The sequence below is a fragment of the Asanoa sp. NPDC049475 genome, assembly GCF_040676915.1.
Taxonomy (GTDB): domain Bacteria; phylum Actinomycetota; class Actinomycetes; order Mycobacteriales; family Micromonosporaceae; genus Asanoa.
On record NZ_JBFAPY010000007.1, the window covers coordinates 163,400 to 187,079 of the forward strand.

Annotated in this window: 20 protein-coding genes; 9 read left to right on the plus strand and 11 right to left on the minus strand. The window is 70.5% G+C overall.

Annotation, left to right across the window (positions count from 1 at the left end; all coding sequences use genetic code 11):
- Positions 1-118 precede the first annotated feature (118 nt).
- The 4 genes from moaC (at position 119) to AB0J88_RS28040 (ending at position 2,906) form a co-directional block, all read left to right on the plus strand.
- A complete protein-coding gene (moaC, locus tag AB0J88_RS28025) occupies positions 119-604 on the plus strand; it encodes a cyclic pyranopterin monophosphate synthase MoaC (RefSeq protein ID WP_364350584.1) in 486 nt (161 codons plus the stop codon).
- Positions 601-1,086, plus strand: coding sequence for a MogA/MoaB family molybdenum cofactor biosynthesis protein (locus AB0J88_RS28030; RefSeq protein ID WP_364350581.1), 486 nt, complete (start codon positions 601-603; stop codon positions 1,084-1,086). The genes moaC and AB0J88_RS28030 overlap by 4 nt, the downstream gene beginning before the upstream one ends.
- Before the next feature lie 234 nt (positions 1,087-1,320).
- Positions 1,321-2,499, plus strand: a complete 1,179-nt coding sequence (locus tag AB0J88_RS28035; protein WP_364351027.1) for a molybdopterin molybdotransferase MoeA — start codon at positions 1,321-1,323, stop codon at positions 2,497-2,499.
- Positions 2,496-2,906 (plus strand): molybdenum cofactor biosynthesis protein MoaE, encoded by a 411-nt coding sequence (locus AB0J88_RS28040; protein WP_364350578.1) that lies wholly within the window; start codon positions 2,496-2,498, stop codon positions 2,904-2,906. The genes AB0J88_RS28035 and AB0J88_RS28040 overlap by 4 nt, the downstream gene beginning before the upstream one ends.
- A gap of 273 nt (positions 2,907-3,179) precedes the next feature.
- Here the strand turns inward: AB0J88_RS28040 and AB0J88_RS28045 are convergent, their stop codons facing one another.
- From AB0J88_RS28045 to AB0J88_RS28085, 9 genes are all read right to left on the minus strand, one after another.
- Complete coding sequence (locus AB0J88_RS28045) at positions 3,180-4,637, minus strand: glycosyltransferase 87 family protein (protein ID WP_364350575.1); 1,458 nt, start codon at positions 4,635-4,637, stop codon at positions 3,180-3,182.
- 183 nt (positions 4,638-4,820) lie between these two features.
- The gene (locus AB0J88_RS28050) at positions 4,821-5,429 is read right to left on the minus strand and encodes a DoxX family protein (RefSeq protein ID WP_364350573.1); all 609 of its coding nucleotides are present in this window, start codon (positions 5,427-5,429) and stop codon (positions 4,821-4,823) included.
- Positions 5,430-5,480: 51 nt separating this feature from the next.
- The gene (locus AB0J88_RS28055) at positions 5,481-6,686 is read right to left on the minus strand and encodes an ATP-binding protein (RefSeq protein WP_364350570.1); all 1,206 of its coding nucleotides are present in this window, start codon (positions 6,684-6,686) and stop codon (positions 5,481-5,483) included.
- A 123-nt stretch (positions 6,687-6,809) separates the two neighbouring features.
- Positions 6,810-7,730, minus strand: a complete 921-nt coding sequence (locus AB0J88_RS28060) for a flagellar basal body protein FliL (protein WP_364350567.1) — start codon at positions 7,728-7,730, stop codon at positions 6,810-6,812.
- 128 nt (positions 7,731-7,858) lie between these two features.
- Positions 7,859-11,032: a UvrD-helicase domain-containing protein gene (locus AB0J88_RS28065; RefSeq protein ID WP_364350564.1), complete on the minus strand. Its 3,174-nt coding sequence runs from the start codon at positions 11,030-11,032 to the stop codon at positions 7,859-7,861.
- Positions 11,033-11,086: 54 nt separating this feature from the next.
- Entirely contained in the window at positions 11,087-12,349 is a 1,263-nt protein-coding gene (locus tag AB0J88_RS28070; protein ID WP_364350561.1) for a metallophosphoesterase, read from the minus strand.
- Positions 12,350-12,625 (minus strand): MoaD/ThiS family protein, encoded by a 276-nt coding sequence (locus AB0J88_RS28075; RefSeq protein WP_364350558.1) that lies wholly within the window; start codon positions 12,623-12,625, stop codon positions 12,350-12,352.
- 200 nt (positions 12,626-12,825) lie between these two features.
- Entirely contained in the window at positions 12,826-13,857 is a 1,032-nt protein-coding gene (moaA, locus tag AB0J88_RS28080; protein WP_364351024.1) for a GTP 3',8-cyclase MoaA, read from the minus strand.
- Positions 13,858-14,778: 921 nt separating this feature from the next.
- Positions 14,779-15,669, minus strand: a complete 891-nt coding sequence (locus tag AB0J88_RS28085) for a fructosamine kinase family protein (RefSeq protein WP_364350555.1) — start codon at positions 15,667-15,669, stop codon at positions 14,779-14,781.
- Positions 15,670-15,739: 70 nt separating this feature from the next.
- On the opposite strand from AB0J88_RS28085, the gene AB0J88_RS28090 reads away from it, so the two are divergent.
- Both AB0J88_RS28090 and AB0J88_RS28095 read left to right on the plus strand, forming a co-directional pair.
- The gene (locus tag AB0J88_RS28090; protein ID WP_364350552.1) at positions 15,740-16,246 is read left to right on the plus strand and encodes a GNAT family N-acetyltransferase; all 507 of its coding nucleotides are present in this window, start codon (positions 15,740-15,742) and stop codon (positions 16,244-16,246) included.
- Between the two features lie 145 nt (positions 16,247-16,391).
- Entirely contained in the window at positions 16,392-17,522 is a 1,131-nt protein-coding gene (locus AB0J88_RS28095) for a DUF4192 domain-containing protein (protein WP_364350549.1), read from the plus strand.
- 161 nt (positions 17,523-17,683) lie between these two features.
- On the opposite strand, the gene fdhD is transcribed toward AB0J88_RS28095, so the two are convergent.
- Positions 17,684-18,568 carry a formate dehydrogenase accessory sulfurtransferase FdhD gene (gene fdhD, locus AB0J88_RS28100; protein ID WP_364350546.1) on the minus strand — a complete coding sequence of 295 codons (885 nt, stop codon included), beginning with the start codon at positions 18,566-18,568 and terminating at the stop codon, positions 17,684-17,686.
- 520 nt (positions 18,569-19,088) lie between these two features.
- Between fdhD and AB0J88_RS28105 the strand changes: the two genes are divergently transcribed.
- The 3 genes from AB0J88_RS28105 to AB0J88_RS28115 all read left to right on the plus strand — a co-directional run bounded on the left by AB0J88_RS28105 (position 19,089) and on the right by AB0J88_RS28115 (position 21,357).
- Positions 19,089-19,784 carry an NTP transferase domain-containing protein gene (locus AB0J88_RS28105; RefSeq protein WP_364738074.1) on the plus strand — a complete coding sequence of 232 codons (696 nt, stop codon included), beginning with the start codon at positions 19,089-19,091 and terminating at the stop codon, positions 19,782-19,784.
- On the plus strand, positions 19,781-20,014 hold the full coding sequence (locus tag AB0J88_RS28110) for a DUF6457 domain-containing protein (protein ID WP_364351021.1): 234 nt from the start codon (positions 19,781-19,783) through the stop codon (positions 20,012-20,014). The genes AB0J88_RS28105 and AB0J88_RS28110 overlap by 4 nt, the downstream gene beginning before the upstream one ends.
- Before the next feature lie 251 nt (positions 20,015-20,265).
- Positions 20,266-21,357 carry a hypothetical protein gene (locus tag AB0J88_RS28115; protein ID WP_364350540.1) on the plus strand — a complete coding sequence of 364 codons (1,092 nt, stop codon included), beginning with the start codon at positions 20,266-20,268 and terminating at the stop codon, positions 21,355-21,357.
- A 386-nt stretch (positions 21,358-21,743) separates the two neighbouring features.
- On the opposite strand, the gene AB0J88_RS28120 is transcribed toward AB0J88_RS28115, so the two are convergent.
- Positions 21,744-23,645: a beta-propeller domain-containing protein gene (locus AB0J88_RS28120; RefSeq protein WP_364350537.1), complete on the minus strand. Its 1,902-nt coding sequence runs from the start codon at positions 23,643-23,645 to the stop codon at positions 21,744-21,746.
- Positions 23,646-23,680: the final 35 nt, after the last annotated feature.

Sequence of the window (23,680 nt, forward strand, 5' to 3'; positions counted from 1 at the left end):
CCATTAACAAAGGCTCGGGAAGCGGACAAAATTTGTGCGATAGTACGAGAACGATATAACTGCGGTGGGAAGCGTCCGCCGCACACGGTGTCCGACCGTGCACCGATAGGCTCATGGCGTGGGTGAGAGCAACCTGACGCATGTGGACGAGAGCGGAGCGGCCCGCATGGTCGACGTCTCCGCGAAGGACGTCTCCGCCCGGCGAGCCACCGCCGCCGGCGAGCTCCGGACCACCGCGGAGGTGATCGACCTGCTGCGCCGCGACGGTCTGCCGAAGGGCGACGCGCTGGCGGTGGCGCGGATCGCGGGCATCATGGGCGCGAAGAAGACCCCCGACCTGGTGCCGCTGTGCCACCCCATCGCGCTGACCGGCGTGACCGTCGACTTCACGCTCGGCGAGACCACGGTCGAGATCACCGCGGTGACCCGTACCGCCGATCGCACCGGGGTGGAGATGGAGGCACTCACCGCCGTCGCGACCGCCGGCCTCGCCCTGGTCGACATGGTCAAGGCGGTCGACCCGGCCGCGTCCATCAACGGCATCCGGGTGTTGCGCAAAGAAGGCGGCAAGACCGGTCTCTGGACCAGGGAGGACGAGCAGTGATCCGTGCCCGCGTCATCGTGGCCTCCAACCGGGCGGCCGCCGGCGTCTACGCCGACACCAGCGGTCCGATCCTGGTCGAGGGCCTCCGGCAGATCGGCTGCGAGGTCGGCGACCCGATCGTGGTGCCCGACGGTGAACCGGTGGCGCAGGCGCTGCGGATGTCCATCGCCGAGGGCATCGAGGTCGTGGTCACCAGCGGCGGCACGGGCATCACCCCGACGGACCAGACACCCGAGATGACCAAGCTGCTGCTCGACTACGAGGTGCCGGGCATCGCCGAGGCGATCCGGGCGCACAGCCGGGAGCAGATACCGTCCGCCGCGTTGTCCCGAGGGGTGGCCGGCGTGGCCGGTCGTACGCTGGTGATCAATCTGCCTGGGTCCAAGGGTGGCGCCCGCGACGGCCTGGCCGTGCTCGGCCCGATCCTGGTGCACGCGGTCGACCAACTCCGCGGCGGAGATCATCCCGCGCCCAACATCTAGGGCCTTTCCTGCCGATCAACGCGGCCTGCGACGGGCCTAGCCGCCGCCTGGCGGCGTCGCAACATCGGTATCCGGCAATCCCCGGCCACCACCAGACGACACCTGGACTCCGTCTCGGCTCACGTTGATCGACAGGACAGGCCCTGACCGACCCACCGGCGATAGGCTCGCAAGGTGACCGCCGAAACTGTCGCGACCTCCGCGCCGACCGCGTGGGGCGAGGCCCGCATCCTGATGCACGAGGCCGGTCGTGCCGCCGCGCTCGCTCCCGTCGAGGTGCCGGTCGACGATGCCGACGGGCTGACCTTGGCGCAAGACCTGGTCACTCTGACCAGCCTGCCGGCGTTCCCGACGTCGAGTGTGGACGGCTTCGCGGTGCGCGGGCCGGCGCCGTGGCGGGTGGTCGGCAAGGTGCTGGCCGGCAACTCCCCCGCCCCGCTCGCCGACGACGGCACCGCCGTCGAGATCGCCACCGGCGGGATGCTGCCGCCGGGGGCCGACGCGGTGCTCAGGGTCGAGGAGTCCACCCGCACCGACGACGGTCGCATCACCGGCCGCCTGCGCGAGACCGTCGAATGGCGACGGCCCGGCGAAGAGGCCGAGCTCGGTGAGCTGTTGATTCCCGCCGGCACCCCGGTCGACCCCGGCGTGCTCGGGCTCGCGGCGTCGTGCGGCTACGACACTCTGGCGGTGCGCCCACGGCCGCGTGCTGCTGTCCGGATCTTCGGCGACGAGCTCCTCACCGCAGGACCACCCGGCGACGGCCGGGTCCGCGACGCGCTCGGTCCGAACGTCCCCGCCCTGCTCCGGCGCTACGGCTGCCAGGTCGCGCCGGGCGCGGTCGTCGGCCCCGTCGAGGACACTCTCGACGCGCACGTCGCCGCCATCCGCTCCGCGCTCGGCGACGCCGACCTGGTCTGCACCACCGGCGGCACGATGCACGGCCCGGTCGACCACCTGCACCCGGCGCTGGCGGCGCTGGGCGCTGACTACCTCGTCAACACCGTCGCCGTCCGGCCCGGCTTCCCGATGCTGGTCGCCCGGGTGACCGGCGACGACGGCCGAGTCAGGTTCATCGCCGGCCTGCCCGGCAACCCCCAGTCGGCGCTGGTCGCGCTCGCGTCGCTGGTCGAGCCGCTGCTGGCCGGCCTGCGCGGGCGCGCCCTGCCGACGCTCGGCTCGGTCGAGCTGGCCGAACCCGTGCCGGGCCGGGGCGACTACACGCACCTCGCGCTCGTGCACCTCGACGCGGCGACGCGCACGGCCAAGCCGCTGCGCCACGTCGGCTCGGCCATGCTGCGCGGTCTGGCCTCGGCACACGGCTTCGCGGCGATCGCACCGGGCACGTCCGGCGAGGCGGGTGCACGGGTACCGTTCGTACCGTTGCCGCTACTCCCGGGAGAACGACCGTGATCGTCAGCGTGACACCGGACCCGCTCGACCTCGCCGCACACGAGGCAGCGGTAGCCGACCCACGAGCCGGCGCGGTCGTGTCCTTCCAGGGCGTGGTCCGCGACCACGACGGCGGTCGGTCGGTGGTGTCCCTGGACTACGAGGGCCACCCGTCGGCCCTCGAGGTGCTTCGTGAGGTCGCGGCCGAGATCGCCAAGGAACCCGAGGTCTACGCGGTGGCGGTGTCCCACCGGGTCGGTCCCCTGAAGATCGGCGACGTGGCCATCGTCGCAGCGGTCAGCACGGCGCACCGGGGAGCCGCCTTCGCGGCCTGCGGCCGCCTGGTCGACGAGGCCAAGGCCCGACTGCCGATCTGGAAGCGCCAGGTCTTCGCGGACGGCACGGAAGAGTGGGTCAACTGCCCCTGAACGCTCGACTGACGGCAAGCGGATCAGGCAGCGCCGAGCCGGTGCACCATGGTCGGTTCGTTCCACGTGGAACAGAGGTCGCGGAGCCTACGGCTCGCGAGCTGGTTTGGATCTGAGAGCGACCGGCGACGGACCTGGCAAGCGAAGCGATCCCCGGCGGGAGCAACGGTCGTGCCCGCGACGGACCCGGGACAGCTGCTTCGTCGTGCTTTCGACCGGCGGGTCCGGCGGGAGCGACGATCGCGCCCCCGACGGACCCGGACAGCCGGTCGTTCAGCGCTGGTGGATCGCGCGCCGGTCGATGCGGATGGTTTCCGGGTAGAAGGCCGGTTCCGCGCCCGGGCGCCACGGCAGCGTGGCGACCAGGATGATCAGGGCGAGCGCCAGTGAGTTCTCCATGAGGGCGCCCCAGAGGCCGTCCTCGTAGTGCGAGAACTCAGGAAGCTGGTGCTCGTAGGGCCAGATCGGTGAGTACAGGAAGAGCAGGTAGACCCCGACGGCGGCGCTCGCGTGGCGGAGGCCCGTCAACGCCGGGAACCAGATCGGCGTGCGCAGCGGTGCCAGGCCGCCCATGTTGGCGCTCGGTGTCAGGCCGCGACGAGTCAGGCGGCGGCCGCTTTCCAGGCCTCGGCTCGCGTCGCGCCGGCGCATCGCCGCGTCCGCCAGGACCACGATCGCCGGGATGACGAAGACCAGGTGGTGGGTCCACGAGATCGGGCTGATCACGTTGGCGGTCAGTCCGACCAGGACGAACGCGGTGAGCTCGTCGCCGTCGGCGTGGGCACGGGAGGCGCGGGACAGGCCGAGCGCCAGCATCAGCACCGCGAACGAGAGCCACAGCAGCGTGGGTGCCTCGACCGTGTCGTAGAGGCGCGCCAGCACGCCCGCCAGCGACTGGTTCGGCGTCATGTCGGCGGCGCCGACACGCTCGGTCTCGAAGACCACGCGCAGCCAGTACGCGGCCGAGTCCTTGCCGGCGACCATGAACGTGCCCGCCGTGACGCCGATGGCCGTGAAGACCGCCGTGGTCGCGGCCCGCCACTGGCGGGTGACCAGGAAGTACACGACGAACAGCGCGGGCGTCAGCTTGATCGAGGCGGCCAGGCCGATGCCGACGCCGGCCCACGCACCCCCGCGGACGAAGCGGACCAAGGCACCGCCGGTCGGGAGGAAGCCGGCGCTGGCGCGGGCACGCCAGCGGAGCGCGACCATGTCAGCCATGATCAGCAGGAAGAGCAGGAGGTTGATCTGGCCGTAGCCGAGCGTCTCGCGGACCGGTTCGATCGCCGCGGCCGCGGCCACCGTCAGACCGGTGGCGAACCACCGTGACCAGCCATAACGCCGGGAGATCGGGCCTAGCAGCGCCCACATCACCACCGCGAGCGCCAGCAGGCTGGCGATCACGTTGATCCAGGCGGCGGCCGCGAACGGCACATGCGCCATCGGTGACATGAGCAGACCGGCGAAGGGTGGGTACGTGAAACCCAGCCCCGTGTCCGGCGCCGCGAATGCGTAGAGATCGTGCCCGCTCGCCCACCAGACAGCCGCACCGTGGTAGATCTTCATGTCGAAGAAGTTGTACGGCCGACCGAACGCACCAATGGCGTACCAGGCCGTAACGAACGCTCCGGCGAGGATGCCGAGGCGCACGATGTTCCGACGATAGATCCCACGGACAGGGCTGTTGGTCGGGACGAGGCGGTCCATCCGTCTTCCGACGGTCGCCGGCATGGCGTGGCCACCCCCGTACCCTTTGTAACGTGTCGTCCAGGTCCGTCGTCGAGCCTAGAGGGGCCCGTCATTCGTCACCCGTCGCGTTATCTGACCGTGTCCGATCCCACACTAGTTCGCGACATTTCGTCCGCGTTAACTAGGGGCGACTGGTTCATGTGCTTCGGGTAGTTACTGTCTGATTCAGCTCGGTAGCTTACGGCCTGCGGCCGCCGCGCGGTACGCGATTCGCGCTTCACGCTTGGCGGTCTTCGCCGCCCGGCGCAGCGACTGTCCGCTGTGCCCGATCGTGTGCAGACCATGCTCCACGTTGTGCTTGCCGTGCTCGAGGGCGTGTCGGCTGTGTCCCGCATAGTGGCTCGCCCGCCAGGCCAGACCCGGTTTGCCCTGCGTGTCGGCCGCCGCGAGCAGCAGCCCGCCGAGCAGGCCCAGGTTCTTCATGAAGTGCGACTGCTGGTGCATCCGCTCCTGTGGATCCTTGATCGTCCAGAAGGGATGGGCGGTCAACGTCGTCGGCACGAGCGTGCCGGCGAGCACGAGCGCGGCAGGTCGGGTGAACCGGCCCGTCGCCAGCATGAGCCCGGCCGCCACCTGTGCCGCCCCGTTGAGCCGGACCAGCGACTCGGCGTCGCTCGGCAGCTTGGGACTGGTCTTCTCGAAGAGCGGCCCGACCTTCTCGGCGACCTTCTCCGCCTGGGGCACCCAAGGGGTCGGCCGAGTGACCGAGCGTGCGCCGCTGACCACGAAGATCGTGCTGAGGAACAGACGCGCGACCGTGCGTACGGGACTCATGGCTTAGTTCTTACCCCGTTGGAGCCGGCCGTATCCCCCAAACGGTGCGACTCAGGGTTGCGTGCGCAGATACCGTCCGAAGTGGGGGACCGTGAAGGCGACCGTCCCACGCTCGCCGGAATAGATCAGGCCTTTCTTGATGAGCGCGTCCCGGGCGGGCGACAGGCTGGCCGGCTTGCGGCCCAGCGCCTGGGCCACCTCGGACGTCGCCACCGCGATGTCCATGTCGTCACCGCGACTGGCCGCCGACAGGGTCGCCATCGCCCGCATGTACTCGCGCTCCGCCGGCGTCGCGCGCTCGAAGCGGGAGCCGAAGAAGCCCACCGCGAGCTCGGCCTCGGCCTCCGGCGCGGCCACCCGGACGTCGTCGGGGGTGATCGGCGTACGCGGGGCGTGGTCCCAGGTCGCCTTCCCGTACGCCTGGACGAAATAGGGGTATCCGCCGGACTTCTCGTAGAGCAGGTCGAGCGCCTTCGCCTCGTACTCGACCTCTTCGCGTTCGGCCGGCGCCGCGAGAGCCTGGTCGGCCGCGATCCGGTCGAGCCGGTCGATCCGCTGGTAGCGGAACAGCCGCTCCGAGTAGGACTTGGCCGCGGACAGCACCGCGGGCAGATGGGGGAGGCCGGCGCCGACGACGATCAGCGGCGCGCCGAGCTGCGACAGCTCGTGGCAGGCGGCGCACAGGGCCGAGATGTCGTCAGGCGGGACGTCCTGCATCTCGTCGATGAACAGCGCGACGCCGGTGCCCACGTCGGTGGCCACCGCGGCGGCGTCCGTGAACAGCTCGACCAGGTCGATCTCGATGTCGCCGGAGTCGGCCCGCCCGGCCTTGACCGGCACGTCGATGCCGGGTTGCCACCGGTCGCGCAGCTTGGCGTTGGCCTGGTTTGACCGCAGCGCGAACGCCTTGAGCACGCCGAGGAAGTCGTCGATCCGGTCGGGCGCGCGGTGGCGGGGCGCGAGCTCGCGGACGGCCATGTGCAGCGCCGCGGCGACCGGACGACGAAGTGACTGGTCGGGGCGGGCCTCGATCTTGCCCGTGCCCCAGAGCCGGCCGATCGCCTGCGAACGGAGCGAGTTGAGGAGGACGGTCTTGCCGACGCCACGCAGGCCGGTCAGCACGAGGCTGCGTTCGGGGCGGCCACGGGCGACCCGCTCGAGCACCACGTCGAAGACGTCGAGCTCACGGTCGCGCCCGGCCAGCTCCGGGGGCCGTTGGCCCGCACCGGGTGCGTAGGGGTTGCGCACCGGATCCATGTCGATGACCGTATCGGTCGATCTAGGAAAGACCCTAGAAATGCGTAGATGCGGGTACGGCGTGTCGTCCTCTGTCGTGATCTAGGGCCGTCTAGCTGTCAGCGTAGACGGCCCTAGATCGGGCTAGGCGCCGCGGAGCTTGAGGCAGAGGACGTAGTCGTTGAGGTCCAGCGGGCTGTCGAAGAAGTACCAGTCGGTGTAGCCCTCGACGTCCTTGCACTTCTTCTCGGCATCGTCCTGGCCGGTGGTGGCGGCGTCGAAACGGGCCAGCACCTGGTACGTCTTCGACGCGCACTTGGCGATCTCGAGCTTCGGGTCATCGGCCGACCCGACGTTCTTGACGCACTGGCCCTTCTTGACGAAGCGGGCATCGGCCGACGACTCGGTGTTGGGCTGCTCGGACGGCTTGCCGGTCTCGCTCGGAGCCGCCGACGGGCTGCCCGTCGACTCGGCGGCGACGTTCTGCTTGTCGTTCGGATCCGGACGGCCGACGAAGTAGACCGCCGCCGCGCCACCACCGCACACCAGCACCGTCAGCGTGATGACGAGCGCGAGGATCGGGCTGAACCGCTTCTTGCGCGGCGGTTCCTCGGGGGTCGTCCAGGCCGGCTCGGTGCCGTACTGCGGGAAGTTCTGGTCGTACTGGGTCGGCTGGGCGCCGTAGCCGGGCTGGCCGTAGCCGCCCGGTTGGCCGTAGCCGGGTTGGCCGCCGTACGTCGGCTGCCCTTGACCTTGGCCGTACCCGGGCTGGCCGCCGTACGTCGGCTGGCCCTGCCCCTGGCCGTAGCCGGGCTGGCCCTGCCCCGGGTAGCCGCCGCCCGGGATCTGGTCGCCGTAGCCGGGATTGCCGTAGTCGCCGCCTCCCCCGTAGCTTGGTGAGCCCGGCCCGCCGGGTGGGCTCGACTGCGGCTGACCGCCCCATGGGTCCTGTCCGCCCCAGGGGTCCGATGGCTGGCCATAGGGGTCGTTCGACGAACGACCTTGCCAAGGCTCCTGTGGCTGGCCGGGGTACGGTCCACCGTTGGGCGGTCCGTAGTTCGACATGGACGTTCCTCCTGGCCGAGGGGAGTTCTCATCGGTTGCGGCGCGGTGCTCTGGCCACCGTAGCGGCTTACCGGGCGGTGCTCACCTCCCGGAACCGCGCCAAACCTACCGCCGGCCCAGCGTACGGGTCAGATCAGGCGCAGTTGACGGTCCTTGGGCCGGCGTTCCTCGGTCGCACCGAGCCGCTCGAACAGGCCGGCGTCGATGGCGTCGAGGAACGGCGACGGTCCGGTGTCACGCTCCGTGCCGAGCCGGAAACGGCGCTGCGCGTGCGACACGTACAGCCGGTCCTGCGCCCTGGTCAGCCCGACGAAGAACAGCCGGCGCTCCTCGGCCAGGTCGTCGTCGCTGGTGCGGCCGTCGAAGAAGCGCAGCGGGAGCAGGCCGTCCTCGCAGCCGACCAGGAACACGACCGGGAACTCGAGCCCCTTGGCGGCGTGCAGGGTCAACAGCGTGACGGCTTCGGCGCGCGGGTCCAGGGCGTCGACCTCGGCGCCGGTGGCGAGCTGCGCGAGGAACTGCTCCACGTCGTCGCCGCAGCGCTGGGCCAGTGGGGTGAGCACCTCGACGGCGGACCACACGTCGGCCGGGCTCGGGCTGTGGCCGGTGCTGTCCAGGGTGGGCGTCGCGAACCGTTCGGCGAGGAGTTGACCGGCACGGCGTACGCGGGCGGGCAGTTGACCCTCGCTCCCAGCGAGTCTCATCTCGCGCGCGATCGCCGCGACGCCCGCCCGGTCACGGAGCCTGTTGTGCGAGCGCTTCTGGACCGGGATGCCGGCCCGGGCAAGTGCCTCGACGATCGGCGCGGCCTGCTGGTCGGTGCGGTAGAGGACGGCGATGTCGGAGAACGAGATGCCGGCGGCGTTGCCGCTGATCCGGCCCGAGTCGAGCGAGCGGTGGGAAAGGCCACCGACCAGGTCGTCGACGGTACGGGCGACGAAGTCCGCCTCGTCGGTGGCGGAGCTCGCCGGGTAACGGCCGACCAACGGTGCCTCGGGATCGAGCCGGGCGGGGTCCAGCCGCCGTCCGCGCACCAGTGACGAGGGCGCGATCGCTTGCACGGCGGCGGCCAGGATGGGCGCGGAGGACCGGTAGTTTCGGGTCAGCCGGACCAATCGGGCGTCGATGAAGTCCTCGGCGAAGCGCAGGAAGTAGCCGACGTCGGCGCCGCGGAACGAGTAGATCGCCTGGTCCGGGTCGCCGATCGCACACAGGTTGCCGTCGGGCGGGCAGAGCAGGCGGAGCAGCTCGTACTGGGTCTCGTCGACGTCCTGGTACTCGTCGACGAAGAGCCACCGCCAGCGCCCCTGGTAGCGGTCGACCAGGTCGGCGTCCTCGGACAGCAGCTTGAGGGGCAGCGTGACGAGCTCGTCCAGGTCGACCAGGTCCTGGCCGCGGAGCAGTTTCTGGTACGTGGCGTCGTCGTCGCCGGCCTCCTTGCGGGCCGCCTCCCGCTCGGCGTCGTCGGCGATGCGGAAGTCCTTCGGCAGGCCGGCCGCGGCGGCGTTCTCGCGGAGGATGGCCAGGCCTAGCGAGTGGAAGGTGGCGACCGTGACGTCGGCGGCGACCGGTCCCATCAGGCCGTCGAGCCTGGTCCTGAGCTCCTCGGCGGCGCGCCTGGTGAACGTGATCGCCAGGCAGTGCTCGGCGAAGACGCCCAGCTCGGCGCAGAGGTAGGCGATCCGGTGGGTGAGCGTCCGGGTCTTGCCGGTGCCCGGGCCGGCGACGATCAGCATCGGGCCGCCGGGTGCCGACGCGGCGACTCGCTGCATCGCGTCCAGGCGGTCGAGCAGGCCGGTGCCGACCTCTTCCATGCCGGCGAGCATCGGCTCGAAGGGCTCGTGCGGGGAGACCTGCTGCGGCGGCGGTGGCGGGATCGCCGGTTCGACGCGCTTGACCGGGCCGCGGCGGGCCGATCCCTCTGACGGGCGGTCCGGCGGTGTTTTCGTTGCTTTGCGTTTGACCTGCGGCGGTACGTCGAAAAGCGTGTCGGCCTGTGGTTCCTTGCTCGGCAGCTCGTGCTGGTCGAAGACGCGGATGATGCCGTAGGCGCCGTCGTAGCCGGGGATGCGGTGCACTTCGCCGCGGCGTAGGCGGCGGATGGCCTCTTCCAGGTGGTCGCCGCCGACCTTCTTGATGTCGTCGAGCGGGGCGTCGCGGAGGATGGTCAGCTCTGGACCCAGCGCGGCTACGAGGGTGTTGAGCTTGCCTTCGACGGTTTTTGATCGCGGTCCGACGCCGGCGATCTCGCCGAGGATCTCGGCGAGGGCTAGTAGGTGTTGGACGGGCTTGGGGTCTTTTCGGATTTGTCCGTCTTGTCGGTCGGCCAGCTCTTCGACGCGGCTGAGGACGCCCACGGTCAGTGGTTTGTGGCATTCGGGGCAGAGGCCGCCCGCCGCCTGGGTCTGCGCGGGTTGCCAGTTGACGCCGCAGAGGCGGTGGCCGTCGGCGTGGTACTTGCCCTCTTCGGGGAAGAACTCCAGCGTGCCGGCCAGGCCGTTGCCGGTGCGGAGGGCTTCGCGGACGGCGAAGTAGTCGAGCTCGGTGGCCAGCACGGTGGCCTCGCGGGCCAGGGCCGGCGGAGAGTGGGCGTCCGAGTTGGACACCAGTTGGTAGCGGTCGAGGCTCGAGACCCGCCAGTTCATCGCCGGATCGGAGCTCAGGCCGGTCTCGACGGCGAAGATGTGGTCGGCCAGGTCGGCGTAGCAGTCGGCGATCGCGTCGAAACCGGACTTGCTGCCGAGCGCCGAGAACCAGGGCGTCCAGATGTGTGCCGGGACCAGGTAGCCGTCGGGGCTCGCCTCCAGCGTGATCTCGAGGAGGTCGCGCGAGTCGAGGCCGAGGATCGGGCGGCCGTCGGAGGCGAGGTTGCCGATGCGCCCGAGCGCGGTGTTGAACCGGGCCGCGGCGTCGAGGTCGGGCAGGTAGATCAGGTGGTGCACCTTGCGGGTGCGGTCGTCCCGCTTGTAGATCGTGGAGATCTCGACCGACAACGTGAAGCGGACCTGCTCCTCGGAGCTCGCCAGCCGCGGCGGAAGCTGCTGCGTCGCGGCCCGTTCGGCGTCCCGGCTCAGCCGGAAGAGTCCGGGTTCGGCCGGTTGAAGGTTTTCCTTCAGGTGGTCGTACCAGGCCGGGTGGGTGAAATCGCCGGTGCCGAGAAGTGTGACGCCTTTGCGGCGAGCCCACAGCGCGAGGTTGGGCAGGGTCAGGTCGCGACTGCAGGCGCGGGAGTACTTGGAGTGGATGTGCAGGTCCGCCACGAAGGGTGCGGCGCTGTACGGGAGCACGCCGCATAGTGCCATGCCACGCCGACGAATGCGGTGACCGTCCACCGTGGTGCGGCGTGTCGCACGTCCTTATGGGCTACGAAGTTCCACAAGGGTGACTTGTGGTGGTGCGCCGACGCGAACGGGCGGCCCCCAGAACCCGGCGCCGTTGGTGACGTAGAGCTGGGTGTCACCGAACCGCGCGTAGCCGTTGACGACGGGCTGCTCGAGGCGGACCAGGAAGTTGAACGGAACCATCTGCCCGCCGTGGGTGTGCCCGGACAGCTGCAGGTCGACGTTGTTGTCTTTCGCGTCGTGGACCTGGATGGGCTGATGTGCGAGCAGGACGACGGGTATGCCCGGGTCGCGGCCTTTGAGGGTGCCCGCGATGTCCGGCCCGCCGGTGCTCGTGCCCTCGCCGGCGATGTCGTTGACCCCGGCAAGGTCGATCGCCCCACCGGGCGCGGTGATCAGCTGGCGCTGGTTGCGCAACGTGCGGATGCCGAGCCGTTCGACTTCGGCCAGCCATTCTTCGGCGCCGGAGTAGTACTCGTGGTTGCCGGTCACGAAGAACGCGCCGTGCTTGGACTGGATGTCACGCAGCGGTGCGGCGGCGGCACCGAGCTCGGCGACACTGCCGTCGACCAGGTCGCCGACGACGGCTACGAGGTCGGCCTGGGTCCGGTTGATGGCGGCGACGACCCGTTCGGTGTGCGCCCGGCCGGCGAGCGGTCCGAGGTGGATGTCGGAGACGGTCGCGATCCGGAAGCCGTCCATGCTGCGGGGAAGCTTGGCGAGAGTGATCTGGACGCGGTCGAGTCGCGGGGCGCTGAGCGCGGTCCGGGTGCCGTAGGCGGTGATCCCGGTGGCGGTGAGGCCGGCGAAGATGGCCGCGCCGCGGGCGAGCAGGAGCCGACGCTCGATGCCGGGCGGCGTGGGGTCGTCGTCCTTCGGCTGCGGTTCTGTCGCGACGGTGGTGCCGGCCGGCTGTTCGCGCTGGTCGGTAGCCGCCGATGCGGCGGCGGCCGGGACCTCGGCGACGGCTTTCTCTGTGGGGCGGCGGCGGAGCGCGATGCGGACGAGCAGCATCGGGATCTCCAGCACGAGCAGCACGACCAGCAGGTAGAACATCAGCGCGATCCACAGGTAGCCGGGCCAGGCGAGCGCCGTGACACCGGTACGCGTGCCGATCAACGTGGCAGGCACCAGCAAACCGAGCACGACGGCCACGATCGCGCCGACGCGCCGGACCCGCCCGGGACGAGTCGTGTCCCGCACAAGCCGTTTCCAGATGTAGAAGTGGATCAGACCGATGACGGCAAAAGCCACGACGACCAGCAGAACGATGCCCACTTACCCACCCGCGAACGGCGGAAGGACATCGACTTCGGCCCCGGCGGGAAGCGGCCGCTGACCGTCCCGCCAAGCGACCCCGTCGACGAGGAAACTGGCAACCTTGAGCACTGTAGCCAACCGATCACCATGCCGCTCGGCGAGCGCGGCCACGAAGCCGTCATGCGTCAACCCGGCGGCCACGCTGGTTTCCGCGACCCCGGCAGCCGCCCGCGCACCGGCGAAAAACCGAACGGTCACGACCCCGGACGCCGCCCCGTCGACGGGATTACCCATGACGATCAGCCTATCTCCCACCCAACCCAACCTGGCGGGGAGAGCACAGCAGCAGAAAGCGGGGTCGAATTACCGGAGCTGACCGAGCGGAGGGTTGGCCGCAGCGCCTCAGCGCCGCGGCGCCGTGGCCTCCCTTGGGCGCAGCGAACCTTGCCGAGGCGGCGTGGCGCCGGGCTTGACCGCCCAGACTCGCGTTGTTGTCAGCCGCCGATCGCGGACATCGGCCGTGCTGGCTGGAGGAACGACGGGTCGTCGATGCCGTGGCCGGCGCGCTTGCCCCACATGGCGGCCTGCCAGCGGCTCGCTAGCTCCTCGTCGGTAGCGCCGCCGCGTAGCGCACCGCGCAGGTCGGACTCGTCCGTCGCGAACAGACAGTTGCGCACCTGTCCGTCCGCGGTGAGCCGGGTGCGGTCGCAATCGCCGCAGAACGGGCGCGTCACGCTGCCGATCACGCCGACCCGCGCAGGCCCGCCGTCACTCGCCCGGTAGCCATCCACCAGCCACGTCTCGGCCGGCGCCCCGCCGCGCTCGACCGGATCCGGCAGCAGCGTGTAGCTCGCCCGCAACGCCGCCAGAATCTCGTCGGCCGTGACCATCGTCGCGCGATCCCAACTGTGTTGCGCGTCGAGCGGCATCTGCTCGATGAACCGCAACTCGTAGCCGTGCTCCAGCGCGAACCGCACCAACTCCGGCGCTTCGTCGTCGTTGACGCCGCGCATCAACACCGAGTTGATTTTCACGGGGAGTAGCCCGGCGTCGGCAGCCGCTCTGAGCCCCGCGATCACGGCGGCATGCCGATCGCGACGGGTCAGCGTCTTGAACCGCGCCGGATCCAACGTGTCGAGCGAGACGTTGACCCGATCGAGCCCAGCACTCTTCAACGCGGGAGCGAGCCGCTCGAGCCCGATCCCGTTGGTGGTGACCGACATCTTCGGCCGCGGTCGAAGATCGGCACATGCCTGGACGATCTCCACCAGCCCAGGCCGGATCAGGGGCTCGCCGCCGGTGAACCGGACATTCGTGACACCCAACAACTCGACCGCGACCCGCACCAACCGCACGATCTCGCCGTCGCTCAACAACTCTTCACGCGGCAGCCACGCGAGCCCCTCAGCGGGCATGCAGTACGTGCAGCGGAGGTTGCACCGATCTGTTAGCGACACCCGCAGATCGGTAGCTACCCGCCCGAAGCGGTCGCCCAGCACCCCATTCGTGGCGCGGACCTCGGATATCGTCACCGTTCGACCGTATCGCGTGATGCCCCATCGCGTGGATGCCCGCAAAGGCCGACCCCAACGTGCCCTACCGTCCGCTTGCAATCGATGCCGCTCATAGGCCATCCGCTCCGGACAAAACTCCAACCGGATCTCTCCACCGCCCGCCAGGTCCGGACTCCGCGCCGGCGCCGGCGACGCGGACATGCGGCCGCCGACCTGGCGCCCTGCCGCCGGCGCGGCCGTGCGGCCACGACTTGGCGTCCTGCGGCAGACCTGGCGCGCTACCCCGGCGCGGCCGTGCGGCCACGACTTGGCGCCCTGCCGCAGACCTGGCGCGCTACCCCCGACCCCGATGAAGTGGTCCTTCGCCGCGGAACGCCCGCGTAGTCGGCTGCGACCTAGCGAGTAAGTCCTAACTACCGCTAATTGGTGTGGCCAGGGGAGTGGGTGGTCCGGTTTGTGACGGCAGAGATCAGGCCTGGTTGTGCGTGAAGGTCGGTGACTGGCTCGGAGCGCCGTGGCGGGTTGGTCCCGTCGCTCTATGGCCGGGGGTGTGTCGTGACCCGGGTGGTTGTTGGCGGCGCAGGCCTTGATCGGGTGCGGCTGGTCTGGTCTCGGACGGGTGTGGGCTTTGATCGGGTGTGGCTGGTCTGGTCCTGGGACGGCGTGTCGACCAGATCTGGCGCACACGATCAACGTTTCGGCCCTGGATCTACCAGATAGCTCACACCCGATCACGGCACAGCGCTTAAGGGCCACGGGCCAAGGCCACGACTGACGGGCCACGGCTGACGGGCCACGGGCCACGGCCCACGGGCCACGGGCCACGGGCCACGGCCCACGGGCCACGGCCCACGGGCCACGGCCCACGGGCCACGGGCCACGGCCCACGGGCCACGGCGGGCCTGCGACGCGGGGCCGTTAGGACTTACTCGTCTAGGTGCGCAACAGCGCGTCGACCGCCTGCCGGACCGCCGTCCGGTAGGCCAACCCGAACAGCGCCGTGTGCACCAGCAGGAGATGGAGTTGATGCAACGGCACCCGTCGCTGCCAGCCGTCCGCGAGCGGCCACTCCTCCCGGTAAGCGTCGACGATCGTCGCCAGCTCCGGTGCCCCACCGAAGAGCCCGAGCTGCGCCAGGTCGGTCTCGCGGTGACCGCCGTGGGCGGCCGGGTCGATCAGCCAGGCTCGGCCGTCGGCCGCCCAGTGCAGGTTGCCCGGCCACAGGTCGCCGTGGATGCGGGACGGCGGCTCGGCACCCCCGTACACCTCGATCTGGTTGATCACCTGCTCCGTCGCCGTGGCGTCGGCCGCGGAGAGCGCCCCACCATCCACTGACAGTCGTAGGTAGGGCTGCAGCCGCCGCTCGGCGAACCACTGCGGCCAGGGTTGAGCCGAGACGGTGTTGTCCTGAGGCAATGCGCCGATGAATCCAGCCCATTCCGCGCCGAAGGACGGCGCACCAGTGCGGTGCATGGCGGCCAGTTGCCGGCCGAAGACCTCCGCTCCCGCCCTGGTCGGTGCCCCGGGCTCGACCCAATCGAGTGCCAACAAGTCGGGCAAGGCGACCAGGACCTCGGGCAGCGGCGGGCCATCGGGCGTCCGCAGCCACTCGATGCCGGACGCCTCCGACATGAAGAAGCCTTCGGGCGCAGGGTCCGGCGACTGCTCTGGCCAGGTCTTGACGAACAGCGAGGCACCGTCGTCGAGCGTCAGGCGGGAGGCGGCGGAGATGCTGCCGCCGGCTACGGGGGTCTCGCGGATCCGCTGATGCTTGAGAAACGTCGGCAGATGTTGCGGATGTGACCGGAGATAGGCCAGGTCCATGGGGTCCAAGTCTGGACCCCGGTCGTGCGTTGGGTTCCGCCGGGTCGCTTCGGAGAGTAAGCATGAAGACATGACGGATGTGGTGGTCCGCCCCTATCGTCCCCAGGACCACTCCGCGGGTCGGGCACTGTGGGTCGAACTCGCGGAGCGGCGTAGCGGTCTCTATGGCAAGTCGGCCGGCGCTGACCCGGGCGCCGGCTTCGAGGACTATCTGACCCGGCTGGACCTGTCGGGAATCTGGGTCGCCGAGGATTCGGAAGAGGGCATCATCGGGCTGGTCGGTCTGCTGATGCTGGGCACGACCGGCGAGGTGGAGCCGATCGTCGTCGCTGCCAGCCGCCGAGGATCGGGCGTGGGTGCCGCCCTGCTGAAACATGTCACCGGCGAGGCGAAGAAGCGGTCGCTGGCGCGCCTCACCATCCGACCGGAGTCGCGCAACGTCGATGCTCTGAAGTCGCTTCATGCTGCTGGGTTCGACCTCCTCTCCGCTGTCGAGCTCAGCCTTGACCTGCGCCCTTCGCCGTCCACCGTGGACGACGTCGAGATCGAGCTGCACGGGCTGCGCTTCCGGGGCTGAGTGTGCCGGGCGGCAGGGCGGCGGCGGGGATCTTCGCGGCTGCCTGTGGATAACTTCGTGCCACGAGTTGGACCGCACGAAGTTATCCACAGTCGCGCTTCGTGGGGTGGCGATCACACACCGGCATCGACCACGCTTCCGCGCCATGACCGCTACCGAGGCGCCAACCATCACCTTGCGTTCTTGCGCCGACCTCATCGCGTCGGTGCCTTACCTGCTCGGCTTCCATCCGGCCGAGAGCATCGTGGTCATCGCGATCGTCGACGACCGGGTGCGCTTCGTGGCGCGAGGCGACCTACCCGATGCGAGCTCGACTGACCGCGTCGCCCGGCGCCTGGTCGCGCTGCTGCTCCGGGACCCCGTCGACGCGATCGCGATCGTCGGTTACGGGCCCTCGACCTCGGTGACCCCGGTTGCCGAGGCGGTCTGCGCGGCATTGCGGTCAACCGACATCGCCACCCTCGACGTCCTACGCGTCGACGGAGGCCGCTATTGGTCATATGTCTGCGCGAACCCGGCCTGCTGCCCACCGGAGGGCAAACCCTTCGACCCGACGACGAGCAGCGTCGGTGCTTCAGCCGTGTACGCGGGGCAGGTCGCACTGCCCGACCGCGAAGCGGTGGCGGCGTCGCTCGCCCCTGTCGACGGAGCGGCCCGCGCGGCGATGACGGAGGCCACCGCACGCGCCGACGCGCGCCTGACCAGGCTCGTGGAGACCGCCCGCGCGGCCGACGACAGTGCTCCACCACGGCTCCGGACGATGTCGGCGCACGCGGCCGGCGCTGCCGTCCGCGCCAACGCCCGCGTGGCCAAGGCGTTGCGCGCCGCGGGCAACGAGGCGGTGGAAGACGCCGTCGACCGCTATCGCGCCGGCCGGCGGCTCGGCGACGACGAGGTGGCGTGGCTCAGCGTCCTGCTCGTGCATCTCCCGGTGCGCGACCACGCGTGGGAGCACACCACAGACGACGACTGGCAGATCGACCTCTGGAGCGACGTCGTACGGCGGGTCGACCCACCCCTGGCCGCCGCGCCGGCGAGCCTCCTGGCCTTCGCCGCTTGGCGCGTGGGGCACGGTGCGTTGGCGTCGATCGCCGTCGAGCGGGCGTTGGCGATCGACCCCGACTACGCGCTGGCGCGGATGGTCGGCGAAGTACTCGACCAGTGCCTGCCGCCGTCGATCATGGTGGACGCGGCAGACCAACCGCATCGAGCGCCCACGCGACGCTCGCGGCGTCGCTGGATCAGCCCGCACATCGGGCTCGAGCAGGCGAGTTAGACGTGGTGACGCCATCGCAGGGAATCGCGGACCCGTCCTGGCCGGCTCCGGCACTGCCGGCAGCCAGGGCGGTCCCGGCGGCTGATGCCGGCCCGGTCGGCCGCGCGTGGGTGTTCCTGACTGCCACGGCCCTGGCGGCGATCCAGGTGATCCGACGGGCGTCAGCGCGCACCCTGCGACGCTGTGCGGTCCGGGTCGGGTTCGGTGATTCGGTGGGCGCCCGCGTACACGTTCATCGTCGAGCCGCGCAGGAAGCCGACCAACGTCATGCCGGCCTCGTGCGCCAGGTCGACGGCCAGCGAGCTTGGAGCCGACACCGCGGCGAGCACCGGGATCCCGGCCATCCAGGCCTTCTGGGTGAGCTCGAAGCTCGCCCGCCCGGAAACCAGCAGCACGTGCTCACGCAGCGGCAAACGATGCTCGGCGGTCGCCCGCCCGATGACCTTGTCGACGGCGTTGTGCCGGCCGACGTCCTCACGCACCAGCACCGGCTCGCCGTCCGCGGTGAACAGCCCGGCGGCGTGGAGCCCGCCGGTGCGGTCGAAGGCCTGCTGGGCGGCCCGCAGCCGGTCGGGCAGGTCGGCCAACACCCGCGGGCTGACGCTCATCGGGTGGTCGGCGAGGCGCCACGGCGACCTGGTGCGGATCGCGTCGATGCTCGCCTTACCGCAGACGCCACACGAACTGGTTGTGTAGAAGGCGCGGGCCGGGTCCGTGTCGGGCGCGGGCACACCGTCGGCGAGCACGATGTCGACCACGTTGTACGTGTTCGGGGTATCCGTGCCGGCGCACAGCTGAGCGGTGACGATGTCGCCGGCGTCGCGGATGACACCCTCGGTCAGCAGAAAGCCGATCGCGAGGTCGATGTCGTCCCCAGGCGTACGCATGGTGACAGCGAGCGGCCGTCGAGGCCCAGACCCGTCGGCGCGGCGACCCACCCGGATCTCCAGCGGCTCCTCACCGGAGATCGAGTCCATCCGGCGCACCGTTGTCCCGGCGGAGAGGTCGATGCGAACGATCTCGCGCCGGTCGGTAACACGTCCCACGCCCCCATCCTGCCCCCGCGGTCCCCTCGCCGCCGAGGGATGCCCGGCAAACGCCGCGCGGCGGGCATTACTGGCTTGCGGTCCGCCATCCCGTTGGGCTTGGCGTCGGCGGATCCGGCCCGGGTTACGAGCTGCTCGGGGAGGTGGGTGAGCGAGGCAGGACGGTGCGGACAAAAGGCAGTTCGATAGGGGCGCTGTCACTGGCGCTAGTGGCCCCACCCGTTCGCCGGCGAGGCCGACAACGCCCTGGTCGACGTGCCAGTGACCATCGCCGAGGAACCCAAGGCGGAATCGATCCGCTGGTGACGACGCCGCTGGCCGACGCGCGACTTCGCCGCCGTCTTTCAGCCGATCGGGCAAGCTGGCCGGAAGGGGACCCGGCAGTGCCTGTCGCGACCTCCGGAGGGGTCTCAGCGGGGCAATGCGTGGCCCACGCGTACGCGGAACCGGCGGTCGTCGCCGTAGGGTCGTAGGGAGGTTCTTGGCTGGGAGGAGCGCTGTGGCGGGGTTTGCGGCCGTCGTGTTGGCCGGCGGCTCGGCTCGGCGGATGGGTGGCGACGACAAGCCGTCGATGGTCGTGTCGGGGCGCTCTATGCGTGATCGCGTCCTGGACGCGTTGCGAGCGGCGGACCCGAGGGTCGTCGTCGGTGGGAGCGCCGATGTGCCGGCCGGAGTGGGCTACACGCGGGAAGAACCGCCAGGTGGCGGCCCGGTTGCCGCCGTGGCGGCTGGGCTGGCGGCGCTGGGCTCGGCGACAGCGACACCGACACCGACGGCGACACCGACGGCGACGGCGACACCGACGGCGACGGCGACGGCGGAGGTCGCGGTCGTCGCCGGTGACCTGCCGCTCTTGACCGCGGACGCGGTACAGGTCCTCCGAGCGAGTCTGTCCACAGCCGACGGTGCACTGTTCGTCGATCGGGACGGTCGTCGACAGTTGCTGTGCGGAGTCTGGCGAGCCGATGCCCTGCGAAGTCGGCTCACGGAGATGCGGTCCGGCTCCGGACCCGATCCTCGCGCCGGCTCGGGCGCTGGCGCGGGCCAGGGACTCGGCTCCGGCACGCGTGGCGCCTCGATGCGTGCGTTGATCGCACCGCTCAACGTGGTCGAGGTGACCTGGGCCGGTGACGGTCCGCCGCCGTGGTTCGACTGCGACACCGAAGACGACCTCCGTAAGGTGCGGGAATGGCTGACAGCGAGAACCGCGGGATGACGCTCGACGAGTGGGTACGGGCCGCGTGTGCGGAGTTGGGCATCGCCCCGTCCGAGGCTTCGGTTTCGTTGGTGCTTGATCTCGCCCGGGACGTCGCGCACAACACGGTGCGGCCGGCGGCGCCGGTTACCGCCTACCTGTTGGGGCTGGCGGTCGGGCGGGGCGCCGATCCGAAAGAGGCCGCGGCGAGGTTGACGGCTCTCGCGGGCGCGTCCGCCACCGAGACATAGCGGGCAGCGCGACGGGTCAGCCGGTCATCCGGCGTGGGGTTGGAGGGAACCGCCGCAATCCTCGCGTTGGTTCGGATGCTGAAACATCGCTGGTCGATTCGCCGCACAGGTTGGAAGCTCGAACAGGGTGCGCGGGGTCTCGGTCAGCAGACCGGGTGTAAGCGCGATCTAATGCGGTTATCCGACTCACACCGGCCTATCCGTGGGGGCCGGTGCCCTGGGTAGGGTGTGCCTGACGGACGGAGGCGATCATGACGTCAGCGCAGCTAGCGAGCACGGGGGACGATGGCTTTACCGATGCCATCCTGCTGGACGAGGCGAGTACCGCCGACTTGCGGGGCAAGGTCATCGAGGCCTGGCGTGACTTCGCGCGTGCGTTGTCGAAGGTGCTCCCGGAGCTGCCGGTCGGCGCGCGGGTCGAGCTGACCCTCGATCCGACCGCCTCTGGCACGGGGGCCGCGGTCTACTCCGTCGAGATGCAGGTCATCGGCGACGGGATGATCCGAGCGCTCGCGGTGGGCAACGCGGGGTTGCCCCAGGGCTACCGGCTCGACCGCGGCGCCGTCGCCGACCTGGTCGCGCTCGGGTGGTCGCCGCCGGGGGTGCTGCCGGACTCCGGCGAGCAGTTCGGGCTGCACGCGCCGACCAAGGACGCGTCCAGGATCGCTACGACCGTTTCGCGTACGTTGCGTGATGTCTACGGGGCGCCCCACCCCGCTTTCCTCGTCTACCTCGTGCACGACTCCGAGGACGAGCCGCTCCCGGTCGAGCCGCTGGCAACAGCGCGGCCCGAGCTTGCCGGCAGCCTCGACCTCGACAGCGCGATAAAGGCCGGCCAGGAGGTGGCCAGCCGCGGCGACGACGCCGGCGAGGACGACACGATCGCCTTGGAGGAGCGGGTCCGCACCGTGGTGGCCGCGCTCATGAAGTCCGACGCGGAAGCACTCAAGGTCGACTCGGACGGCGACATCGGCATCCGGGCCGGTTCCGCGATGGTGTTCGTACGCGTCCGCGACAACCCGCCGCTCGTCGACGTCTTCTCGCCGGTGCTGACCGACGTCGAGCCGACCGAGCAGCTCTACGTGAAGCTCTCCGAGCTGACAAACCGCATGCCGATCGGCCGCCTCTACTGCACCAACGACACCGTCTGGGCGTCGATCCCCGTCTTCGGCCGCAATTTCCAGGCGACGCACCTGATGCTCGCCGTCCAGGTGATGACGGGCCTGGCCGACGAACTCGACGACCGCCTGCACGGCGAGTTCGGCGGCAAGCGCTTCTTCGGCGAAGGAGACAAGCCACCCCACCGCGGCTCCCAGGAGCCCAAGACGGGCATGTACCTCTAGCCCGCAACGCCGGGGCCGCCATACCGCGCGGCCCCAATCCAACAGACCCACCCAGCGCCGCCGCACACGCGCGTGGCCTGAGTCCCGCTCACGCCGGGGCCGCCATACGGCGGCGCCGCAATCCAACAGGCCCACCCAGGCCGCCGCACACGCGCGCGGCCTGAGTCCCGCTCACGCCGGGGCCGCCATACGGCGGCGCCGCAATCCAACAGACCCATCCGGCGCCGCCCCGCACGGGCGCGGGCTGAGTGCGCCTGCGCCGCACATCGCGTCGTCCCGCGCTGTCACTGCGTTCCAGCCGAATGCCCGGGCACCTGCCGCGGGCGCTCTACGCGCCCCTGTCGCACCTGTGCGGCCTTCGCGATCGCACGGGCAGGTAGGAGCCGCTACGCGTACGGGAGCCAGGCTTGGTCGCGCAGCGAGGTCGAATCGGTCGCGCGCACGCCGGCGTCCGACACCGTCCACAGTGTCCCATCGACGATCAGCGACCGTCGGATCATCGGTTCGTAGCCCAGGCTCGGGGTGGACGGGTGGCGGACCGTGCCGACCTCCTCCAGCCCTGACTCGGTGACCCGCAGCGCCAGCATCCCGTACTGCGACGACGCGCTCATCGGCACCACGAGGAGCTTCGACGCCGGCCAGTAGAGGAAGGCGTGCGGATCCCCCTCCGCCTCCGACCAACCATCCTTCACCCGATGCTGGGCGACCCGGCGCGGATCAGCCAGAGAGCTCACGTCGAACACGGAGATCTGCGCCCCGAGCACCCGGCCGCGCGAATCCGCGTCCTGACCCACACCGACCAGCCGGCCGGCGTCGAGGGGATGCAGGTACGACGAGTACCCATTGATCTTCAGTTCCCCACGCACCACCGGCGACGACGGATCGCCGAGATCCAGCGTGTAGAGCGGATCCGTCTGCCGGAAGGTCACCACGTACCCGACAGGACCGACGAACCGCACCGCGTAGATGCGTTCGCCCTTGCCCAGGCCCGAGACCACCCCGGTGCGCGCCATGTCGGTCGCACGCAGCACATATACAGACGACGAGTTCTCCGACAGCGTCGCTGCCACGCGCAGGTGACCCTCGTACTCCGACATCGCGTATTGGTTGATCAAGCCGCCCGGCACCGAGCCCGAGGCCACGTAACGAGGCGATCCAGCGCCCGTGATGTCGAAGCGGTAGATGATCGTTTCCAGGCCGGTCGCCGCCGGTCGGGCGATGTCCGTGCGCATGAAGCGCCACCGTTGGTCGTTGGCCACGTAGAGACTGCTGCCGTTGCTGTAGACGAAGTCGCCGTCAGCCACGATCGTCGTCGGGTCGCCGGTCCCGTAGCGGCCGCCGATGTCGAAGCTCAGCACCGTCATCAGTGACGTGCCGGAGAACGAGTCCGGCTTGCGCAGCGCACCGCAGTCGACCTGGCCCTCGCGTTTCTCGCTGCCGTTCGACGCGGACCAGCGCGGGAGCCAGTCAGAGACCTTGGACCGATCGATCACGGCCCGGTTGGCCCGCAGCCGCTGGGCGTCGGTCGCGCTCTCGCGGTAGGGGAAGTCGAGCCGCGGCCGGCTCCGCACCACGATGCGCGCCGTCGTGCCCACCTGGCGCGCGTCGACCAGGCTGCCGTCGATCGTGTACGAGCCGACCACCACGGGCCGCGCGCCGGCGAGGTCGACGGTGACCAGCCGGACCATCGTGTCGCCCCACGGCATCATGGGCTTGCGCGCGCTGGGTGACACGGGCACGACGGCCGGCATGAGCACCATCGCGCGGTCACCCGACAGCAGCAGGTTGGCCTCGCCGAAATGGCCCAGGTCGTCGGCCACCGCGACCGAGCCCGTGAGACGGCGGGTGACCGGGTCGATCACCCGCAGCGTGCCGCCCGAGACCGTCACGATCCGCCGGCCGTCGGTCTTGACCAGGTCAGGCTCGTCGACGCCGGCCTCGTGGGTGTTGGTGCCGGAATAGCCCGACTGGTCGGACCCGCCGGGCGCCTGCTTGTCGAGGGCGGCAACGCCCGCGGCATCCTCGACGACACCGGTGCGGGCGGCCACGCCGCCGCGGGCTCGGAAGAAGTCGTCGAACCCCCACGGTGTCACGACCTCCTTCGCGGCCTTCTTCAACCCGGCCAGCACGTCCGCACACGAGGAGAACGCGACCAGCCGGAACGCCGGCGCGGGCAGGGCCACGGCAGGTGACGGCGGCGCGGCGACCGGGTCGGACGGCGACGACGTGCACCCGGACACGAGCAACACAGCGACGACGGCGTACGCGCCGCGGCGGGCGAGGGTCATGCCGGGTTGGACGCCGCCCCGGGCGGCATCGTTCC